1 protein-coding gene is annotated in these 1200 nt (G+C 58.3%); it reads right to left on the bottom strand.

Annotation, left to right across the window (positions count from 1 at the left end; genetic code table 11):
- Positions 1-16: 16 nt before the first annotated feature.
- Positions 17-1200, bottom strand: a 1184-nt coding sequence (locus ACFFN1_RS13605; protein ID WP_376841370.1) for an IS1634 family transposase, incomplete at its 5' end; no start/stop codon positions are given.

Here is a 1200-nt window from a genome sequence, read left to right as displayed (position 1 = left end):
CCTGACTTGGCTCAAATTAGTCAGGTTTTGGCAGGTGCTGGATGATGGTCTGGACGTTGTGGGGCACGGGGGTGGTGGCGTGGATTGTGTGGCCTGCGACGTCGAGGGTGAAGGAGCGGTATTTCTTCAGTGTCCGCACCAGCCGTTTCAGTGACAGGTCGGTTGCTTGTTCGAGGATGTGTCCGCAGGCCATCGCGGACATCACGATTGTCAGGTGCGCGTCGATGGAGTCTTGTTTGCGGTGATATATCGGTCGTGCTCGCAGGTCCGATTTCGCCATCCGGAATGACTTCTCGATCTTGAATAGCTGCCGGTAGGCGTCGATGACCTGCTCGGCGGTGAGGTCTACCCGGTTGGTTTCGTAGCCTTTGATCCCTGCCAGGGCTCGGTGCTTGTCGGCTAGTTCGTAGTTGACGGTCTTCTTCGGGGCTTTCAGGTTGACGTAGCGGTTTCGTTTGACTGCTGCTTTACCGGCGACTGCGCGTTCAGCTTTCGCTAGCTGTTCATCTATTCCTCGACGGCTGCGCCGGGCCCGATCCCAGGAGTACTGGTAGTACGTCACCGCGTGCGGTGTCCCGTCTGGTCCTCTGCCTGACCGGTCAGCGAAGGACCAGATCTGCCCATCGGTGTAGTCCTGGCCCGGATGGGTATCCCTCCACTGCTGTACTGGGTAGGGGATGCGTCGTTCCTTCGTGCCGAGGATGTAGCCCAAGCCCGCGTCGACAATGGCTTTCTTATTCGCTGCAGAGAACATCCCGGCATCGGCAACCACGGTGATGTCATCGAGATTGTAGGCCTGGGCGAGGCTCTGAATCATCGGCAGCATCGTCTGTGTTTCAGCCCGGTTTCCTTCAAACGCCCCGATCGACAGTGGCAGCCCGCCAGCATCGGTGAGCATACCGACTGTGATCTGTGGCTCCAGGCGACGCTCTTTGGAAAACCCTGGCGTGCGCAGATCATCGGCCTGATCGGTTTCGAAGTACAGGGTGGTCACATCGTAGAGCACCAACACGCCAGGGCCGATACCCGCATGAGTCGCCAGCGCATGAGTGATAGCGTCACGGAACTCCTCGGTGGCATAACGAGGCAAGCAGCGTTTGATCGTGGCGTAGGACGCTGACTGCACACCGACTTCAGCAAGAGTTTCGATTGATTCGAACTTCGAGCCAGGATGAATGATCCTCGCTGCCACCAGGTCAT

The organism is Brevibacterium otitidis (genome assembly GCF_042429315.1).
GTDB lineage: Bacteria > Actinomycetota > Actinomycetes > Actinomycetales > Brevibacteriaceae > Brevibacterium > Brevibacterium otitidis.
The sequence above is the reverse complement of the archived record's forward strand: the minus strand, read 5'-3'. Positions and strand labels throughout refer to the sequence as shown.